General features: G+C 65.2%; 3 protein-coding genes and 1 riboswitch. Of the genes, 2 read left to right on the top strand and 1 reads right to left on the bottom strand.

The features are described from left to right. Positions 1-108 precede the first annotated feature (108 nt). Positions 109-2,793: a magnesium-translocating P-type ATPase gene (mgtA, locus tag A5779_RS29940; RefSeq protein WP_064887332.1), complete on the bottom strand. Its 2,685-nt coding sequence runs from the start codon at positions 2,791-2,793 to the stop codon at positions 109-111. A gap of 626 nt (positions 2,794-3,419) precedes the next feature. Beyond that, a riboswitch (M-box (ykoK) riboswitch) is annotated at positions 3,420-3,591 on the bottom strand. Between the two features lie 222 nt (positions 3,592-3,813). Here mgtA and A5779_RS29935 point away from each other — a divergent pair. Beyond that, positions 3,814-4,554 (top strand): ATP-binding cassette domain-containing protein, encoded by a 741-nt coding sequence (locus A5779_RS29935; RefSeq protein ID WP_064887331.1) that lies wholly within the window; start codon positions 3,814-3,816, stop codon positions 4,552-4,554. 14 nt (positions 4,555-4,568) lie between these two features. Continuing rightward, a complete protein-coding gene (locus A5779_RS29930) occupies positions 4,569-6,563 on the top strand; it encodes a YhgE/Pip domain-containing protein (protein ID WP_064887330.1) in 1,995 nt (664 codons plus the stop codon). Positions 6,564-6,577: the final 14 nt, after the last annotated feature.

The raw sequence follows: 6,577 nt of genomic DNA, 5'->3' as shown, positions 1-6,577 counted from the left end.
CCTAAGCCGGAACAACGAGACCCATCTGAACCCAACTCCAGATAACTGCGAATCCAGAATGCCACCGACCGCGCCGACCCCCGGCGCGGTCGGTGGCACCTCAGATACTCAGAACCATTGACCGAACTTGCGGATGTAGAGGGTCTTGACGGTCTGAGCGACGACGCAGTAGGCCACCAACGTCGCGGCCAGCCATCCGAAGTACGCCCACGGCAGCGGCTGCAATCCGACGGCCGCCCCCAGTGGCGAGAACGGGATGAGGATCCCGAGAACGCAGACCGTCCCGGTCGCCAGCAGCACCGGCAACGCTGCCGTGCTCTGGATGAAGGGGATCTTCTGGGTTCGCAGCATGTGGACGACCAGCGTCTGCGAGAGCAGGCTTTCGATGAACCAACCCGATTGGAACAGCGATTGCATCTCGGGTGAGTTGGCGGCGAAGACGTACCACATCACCGCGAACGTGGTGATGTCGAAGATCGAGGACGTCGGCCCCATCCAGATCATGAACCGGCCGATGTTCCTGGCGTCCCACTTGCGCGGCTTGAGCAGGAACTCCTTGTCCATGCGGTCCCACGGCAGCGCCAGCTGGGAGATGTCGTACAGCAGGTTCTGGATCAACAGGTGGATCGCCAGCATGGGCAGGAACGGGATGAAGGCGCTCGCCACCAACACCGAGAACACGTTGCCGAAGTTCGAACTCGCAGTCATGTTCAGGTATTTGATGATGTTGCCGAAGGTCTCGCGGCCCTTGACCACGCCCTCTTCGAGCACCATCAGGCTCTTCTCGAGCAGGATGATGTCTGCCGATTCCTTGGCGATATCGGTGCCGGTGTCCACCGAGATGCCCACATCCGCATCCCGCAGGGCGGGTGCGTCGTTGATGCCGTCGCCCAGGAACCCGACAGTGTGCCCATTGGCCTGCAAGGCTCGCAGCACCCGCGACTTCTGCAGCGGCGTCAGCTTCGCGAAAACGGTTGTCTCGTCGACAACGCGCCGAAGTTCGTCGTCGTCGAGGGCGTCGATCTCGGCGCCGAGAATCGGCTGGCCGGGATCGAGTCCCACCTCACGACAGATCTTGGCGCTGACGACTTCGTTGTCGCCGGTGAGGACCTTCACGGTCACGCCGTGTTCGGCCAGGGCCGTGATGGCCGGGGCGGCCGTCTCTTTCGGCGGATCGAGGAAGGTGAGAAAACCGTGGACGACGAGGTCCTTCTCGTCCTCGATGCGGTATCGGTGGGTGCGCTCGGTGCGCGGGATCTCCCGGGTGGCCACGAGCAGCACCCGGAACCCCTCACGGTTGTAGTCGCGCGCTGTTTCGGCCAGCGCCTCGCGGTCGGCCTCATCGAGCGGGCGACTGGCCGTGCCGTCCCACACCTGGGTGGACACCGCCAGCATCTCCTCGACGGCACCCTTGCAGACCAGCAGATGATTGCGTTCGACGTCCTGCACGACGACGGACAGCCGGCGTCGTTCGAAGTCGAACGGAAGTTCGTCGACCTTGCGGTACGCCGAGGCGGCAAGTAGCGCTTCGGGTGTCCCGTCGGCGAAGTGCAGCACGGCGCGGTCCATCAGATTCTTGACGCCGCTCTGGTGAAAGCTGTTGAGCCAGGCCAGGGCCAGCACGTTGTCGTCGCGATCACCCCGGATGTCCGCGTGATGCTCGAGGATGATCCGGTCCTGGGTGAGCGTGCCGGTCTTGTCGGTGCAGAGCACGTCCATGGCGCCGAAGTTCTGGATGGCGTTGAGCCGCTTGACCACGACCTTGCGGCGTGACAACGCCACGGCGCCCTTGGCCAGATTGGACGACACGATCATCGGCAGCATCTCCGGGGTGAGCCCGACCGCGACGGCCAGTGCAAACAGGAATGCCTCCGGCCAGTCGCCCTTGGTGAAACCGTTGATGAACAACACGATCGGCACCATCACCGACATGAACCTGATCAGCAGCCAGCTGACGCTGTTGACGCCGCGGTCGAAGGCCGTCTCGGCGCGAGAGCCCACGACCGCCTTGGCCAGCGAGCCGAAATAGGTGTGTACGCCGGTCGATACGACGACCGCGCTGGCCGTGCCGCTCACCACATTGGTGCCCATGAAGCAGATGCTGGGCAGGTCGAGCGGATCGGCCGCGTCGTCGGCGCCGCAGGTGTCGTACTTCTCCACCGGCAGGGCCTCGCCCGTCAGCGCCGCCTGGCTGACGAACAGATCGCGAGAATCGAGCAGGCGGAGGTCGGCCGGAATCATGTCGCCGGCTGACAGTTGGACGATGTCACCGGGGACGATCTGCGCCATCGGGATCTCGGTGAGTTCGGGTGTGGCATCTGGGCTGGCCCGACGCCGGACTGTCGCGGTGGTCCGCACCATCGCCTTGAGTGTCTCGGCTGCCTTGCCCGAGCGGTACTCCTGCCAGAACCGGAGGAGGGCGCTGAGCGCGACCATGGTCACGATGATCAGCACACCGGTGTAGTCCGGCTCCTGCCCATCGCGCATCGGAAGGTAGATGTCGGTCACCGAGCTGATCGCGGCGAGCACCATGAGGACCGCGATGAACGGGTTCTTGAAGGCCTCCAGGAACTGGAGGATCGCGGGAGGTGCCTTGTCGTGGGCGACCTCGTTGGGGCCCTCGCCGGCGAGGCGTTCTGCGGCATCCTCGGACGTCAACCCGTTGAGGTGGCCTCTGACATTCGCCAGCGTGACCTCCACATCGTTGTGCGCTTCGGTGGCTGCCCGCAGGGAGAGTCGGCGGTCATCGTGTTTGGCGGGGGTCAGGGCGGTCTGCTCGACAGCAGTGTTCATGTGGCTGCTCCGGTCGGTGGTGCGCGCGCACCCCAAGTCACACCGAACCTCCTGGCGGAAGCCGTGATTCGGTGTGACTTGAGTGTGCTGTGCGGTATGAAAGGTGTCAGTTCACGTCGGTGATGGCGTGAAAGACAGTCGAATGAAGGGAATCTGGGATCACCCGGTTATCGGGCGGTATGCGAGCCGCCGCCCAGGGACGCGGTCAGGACCGCCACCGGGGTGTTGCTCATCCTCAGGTTGTGCCGCTCCTGCGGGGTCAGCGACGCACGCGTGTGAATCCACGCGATGGGGCCCTTGACCGCGCTTCGGGCATGACGAAGAAAGGTGTTGCGCTGCATCGGATCATCTCCAGTTCAATCGGAGCTCTCCGCGTCGATACGCATGCGGCAGCCTGCCACCACGGGTGTCTCGGGGTGGCGGCCCTAGCCGGTCATCGACAGCGGAAAGGCGTTTATGGACAGACGTTTTCGAATCGGACTGGGATACGGACTGTCACTCGACGTCATGTCGTCGTCACCTCCTCGCTGTCGGGCGCGCGGCGCGCCGCTGGTCTTGACGCAACCGTCAGATGCAAACACGCTGAAGAGGAAGTTTGGGCACATGGCCGAACGCGCCAACTGACGCGAGCACTTCCTCATCAGAGCTTTGGCACTACACGACGTGTCCCACCAGGGTGGGAAGCCACTTCGGGTCATCCCTTAAGCCGGGAAGACCTGTCCTAATCCTGGGCGTCTCTCGACGTCGTCGGATCAGTGGCCTGTGTTCGTGTAGGAGCCTCACCTAACGAAGCGCGGTTTTCATTAGAGACCTTACACGAGCCAATTGTCAACACGGTTCGCGGTTGGATTTCAGTTCCCAAATGGGTTGTGTCAGTTGGGTAGTGACACATCTCGCCGTTTTGGTGACGGCCGTCACCGGAAGTCTCGGAGCGGTTCCACAGCATTCACCCAAGAATCGGCAGGGCAACGGGGTTTGCGGTTGCCTGTGCGCGCCCGCCGGATGTGTTGTGATGTGCCTATGCCTGAGCAAAGTCTCGAGCCTGACGCCGGCGAGGACGAGCAAAAGCCCCCGGCCATCACTGCGCGCGGAATCATGATGCACGGGCCATGGGGCCCGGTGTACGGACCCATCGACCTCGACATCGACGAAGGCGGTGTCACGGTGCTGGTCGCGCCGTCGGGTACCGGGCGCACCGCACTGCTGATGACGCTGGCCGGGCGGATGAGAACCGCGCGCGGGCAGCTGACCGTGTTCGGGCGTACCCGGGCACCCGACATCTTCCGCTCCGCGGCGTTGGCCGGCATCGACGAACTCGACACGGTGTCGGAGTCGGTGACCGTGCGCGACCTCGTGACGGAGCAGCGTCGGTGGGACGCCCCCTGGTACACGCTCGTGGGTCGGGCCGACGAAGACGCGCTGGCTGCCATGTGCGCGCCGGTGTTCGGTGAGCTGCCGCTGCCGTCGCTGACGTCGTACTTCGACGGCCTCACCGAACTCGACCAGATCCTGCTGCGCATCGCGCTGGCCAATACCGCGACCCCGCCGCTGCTGGTGGTCGGCAACCTCGACCACCTCACCGACGACCGCAACCGCGACATCCTGCTGGGGCGGCTGTTCGCGCTCGGGGAGAAGCAGACCGTGATCACCGCGACGGTCAACGGGGTGCCCGGCCATCTGGTCTCGGCCGTGCGGGCGCAGGTGTCAGTACCCAACACGACGCTGGCCGAGCTGGCCGGTTCGCAGAAAGGTGGCGAGTAACCGTGCTAGCCGGAATGTCGTTGGGCACTGACCTCAAACGATTCTCGCGCGGCACGATGCCGCGGATCGCGCTCGTGACGGTCATCCTGCTGCCGCTGTTGTACGGCGCGATGTACCTGTGGGCGTTCTGGAACCCGTTCGGCGAGGTGAACAAGGTTCCGGTGGCGCTGGTGAACGAAGATCAGGGCGCCGTCGCGGAGGGGCAGCAGGTCAAGGCCGGGGACGAGGTCTCCGATGCGCTGGTGGATTCGGGTCAGCTTCAGCTGCATCGGGTTTCGGCGCAGGAGGCAGCCGAGGGGGTGGCCGACGGCAAGTACTACTTCTCGATCACGCTGCCGCAGGATTTCAGCACCAGCATCACGTCTCCGTCGGGTGGGTCGCCGCACCAGGCCAACGTGCGCTTCACGTTCAACGACGCGAACAACTACCTGGGCTCGATCATCGGCCAGAATGCCGCCCGTGAGGTGATCAACCAGATCAACGCGAAGATCGGCGAACGCACCCTCGGCACCGTGCTGACCGGACTGACGGATGCCGGAACAGGTCTGGTGAAGGCGGCCGACGGCGCGCAGCAGCTGGCCACCGGCAGCGCGGCGGCCAATGACGGTGCGCACCGGTTGTCCACCGGCGCCAACGCCTTGACGGCGGGCCTGGTCACCGCGCGCGACGGGTCCGCGCAGCTGGCCGCGGGCACCCGGCAGTTGTCGACGGCGGTCGACACCGCGACCGACCCGCTGCTCACGGTGCTGGACCGGGTCAGCGGGCTCGGCCTGGACCCCAACGAGGTCGGCATGGCTGCGCAGCGGCTGTCGGGGGCGGTGCGCTCGACCACCGACCGGATCGCGGCGCTCAACATCGATCAGGCGCAGGCTGCGGCGATCGTCGATCAGGCGGTCGGGTTCTTGCGGAACAGCCCCGATCCCGCGGTGCGCGACACCGGGGAGTTCCTGGCCGGCGCGCAACGGCTGCTGCAGGCGCGAGGGCTCGACCCCACCACCGACGAGGGGCTGATCCGGTTGCGGGACAACGCCACCCAGTTGGAGAACGAGCTGGGCGACCCGAACAGCAAACTGCGGGTGTTCCTCACCAAGGCGGTCACCGGAGGTTTGCGCTCCGACGTCGTCAAATTGCGCGACGGTGCGCACCAACTCAACAGCGGCGCGCAGCGGCTCAACAGCGGTCTGGTGCAGCTGACCAACGGCGGGCGCCAACTGTCCAGTGGGGCAGGCGAACTGGCTGCCGGTACGGAGAAGCTGCAGGCCGGCAACCAGCAACTGGCGACCGCGCTCAAGGAAGGCTCGACCCAGGTCCCGTCGTGGACCCCGCAGCAGCGGACCGACGTCGCGCGGACCTTGGCCGCGCCGGTGGCGCTGGACATCCAGACGCACAACCCGGCCGCCACGTTCGGCACCGGTTTCGCGCCGTTCTTCCTGCCGCTGGCACTGTTCATCGGCGCGCTCATCATCTGGATGTTGTTGAAGCCGTTGCAGTCCCGTCCGGTGGTCAATGGGCTGGGGGCACTGCGTGTGGTGCTCGCCTCCTACTGGCCTGCCCTGCTGATCGTGTTCTGCCAGGTGGTTGTGATGTATGTGGTGGTGCATTTCGGGGTGGGCCTGCAAGCCAAGTACCCGCTGTCCACCGTGGCGTTCCTGCTGTTGGTGGCGGGCACGTTCCTGGCGCTGATCCAGGCGTTCAACGCCTTGTTCGGGGTGTCGGTGGGCCGGGTGGTGACCCTGGCCTTCCTGATGCTGCAACTGGTCTCGGCCGGCGGTATCTATCCGGTGGAGACCACCGCGAAACCGTTCCAGATACTGCACCCGGTCGATCCGATGACCTACGCCGTCAACGGACTTCGTCAGCTGATCGTGGGCGGGATCGATTCCCGGCTGTGGATCGCGATCGCGGTGCTGCTCGGTGTGCTGGTGGTGTCGCTGGCCGCCAGTTCGTGGGCCGCGCGAAGAGACCGGCAGTACACCATGGACCGATTGCACCCACCGATCGAAGTGTGAGCCTCGCAAAAGCT

This window comes from Mycolicibacterium peregrinum (assembly GCF_001665625.1).
Lineage (GTDB): Bacteria > Actinomycetota > Actinomycetes > Mycobacteriales > Mycobacteriaceae > Mycobacterium > Mycobacterium peregrinum_B.
This window is presented reverse-complemented; position numbering and strand designations above follow the sequence as displayed.

Bases quoted from the DNA above. Each gene is read 5' to 3' on its own strand.
- A5779_RS29930 (WP_064887330.1), top strand. From the start codon at position 4,569: ATGTCGTTGGGCACTGACCTCAAACGATTCTCGCGCGGCACGATGCCG.
- mgtA (WP_064887332.1), bottom strand. From the start codon at position 2,793: ATGAACACTGCTGTCGAGCAGACCGCCCTGACCCCCGCCAAACACGAT.
- A5779_RS29935 (WP_064887331.1), top strand. From the start codon at position 3,814: ATGCCTGAGCAAAGTCTCGAGCCTGACGCCGGCGAGGACGAGCAAAAG.